The sequence below is a fragment of the Nonomuraea sp. NPDC001684 genome, from assembly GCF_053596515.1.
On record NZ_JBSFGJ010000895.1, the window covers coordinates 1 to 1,190 of the forward strand.

At 75.1% G+C, this 1,190-nt stretch carries 1 protein-coding gene and 1 pseudogene; both read left to right on the forward strand.

Features of this window, described 5'->3' with window-relative positions; genetic code table 11:
* The coding region (locus ACWCSD_RS52880; protein WP_449927594.1) for an MFS transporter at positions 1-929 on the forward strand (929 nt) is incomplete at its 5' end.
* A 32-nt stretch (positions 930-961) separates the two neighbouring features.
* Positions 962-1,190 (forward strand): annotated as a pseudogene (locus ACWCSD_RS52885) (hypothetical protein); the annotation flags it as partial.

Below are 1,190 nucleotides of genomic sequence, written 5' to 3' on the forward strand. Positions count from 1 at the left end.
GGGTCCTGACCGACCTGCTCTCCTGGCGCTGGGCGTTCTTCGTCAACGTGCCCGTCGCCCTCGCCGTGCTCATCGTCGCGCCCGCGGTCATCGCCGAGTCCCGGCCCGCCGATCGTCCCCGGCTCGACCTGCCCGGCGCGCTCAGCGTGACGCTCGGGCTGCTCGGCGTCGTCTACGGCCTGACGCAGGCCGGCGAGCACGGCTGGACCCACCCCCTCGCCCTGGCCGGGCTGCTGGGCGGAGCCGTCCTGCTCGGCCTGTTCCACCTGGTCGAGCGGCGCGCCGCCGCGCCGCTCGTGCCGCTGCACGTGCTGCGCAAGCCGACCGTGGCCTGGGGCAACCTGCTCGGCCTGCTGGCCTTCGTCACCGAGACGTCCCTGGTGTACCTGCTCACCCTCTACCTGCAGAAGACCCTCGGCTTCACCGCCCTGGCCGCCGGCCTGTCGTTCGGCGTGCTCGGTCTCGGCACCGTGGCCGGTGGCCTGCTCGCCCCGAAGGCGATCGCCCGCACCTCCACCGTGACCGTGCTGGTCGGCGGCGGGCTGCTGCAGGCGGTCAGCACCGGCGCGCTGCTGCTCCTCGGCGGCGCCTCGGGCTCGATGGCGTTGCTGCTGCCCGCCACCTTCCTGGGCGGCGTGGGGAACATGCTGGTCATCGTCGGCTTCATGGTCACCGCCACCACCGGCCTGCCCGACCGCGAGCAGGGCCTGGCCACCGGTCTGGCCTCGATGTCCCAGCAGATCGGCATCACCATGGGCACCCCGATCATGTCCGCGATCGTCACCGCCGCGACGGCCGGGGCCGTGACCGGCGCGGCCGTCCTGCACGGCGTCACCGTCGCGATCGCGGTCAACGCCGCGCTCGTGCTGCTCGGCGTCCTGGTCGCGGCGATCTTCCTGCGCGGCCGGCGCGACCGCGCGCACGCCTGACCCGCCCTCCCTCTCTCGTCGCGGAGCACCTCATGGATCCTCAGCCCAGTGGCGCGGTGATCGCCGTGACCGGCGGACGCCGGGAGCCGCCGTGGTCACGTCTCGTCCTTCCCGGCTCGCCTCCCGTGCCGGTCCGCGTCCATCGGCCGCAGGGCCTGCCGCCCGCCGGGCTGCTGGTCTGGGCGCACGGCGGCAGCTGGCAGCGCGGCTCGGCCGCCGGCTGGCACGACGCCACCGCGGCGCTGGCCGCCTGGTCCGGCT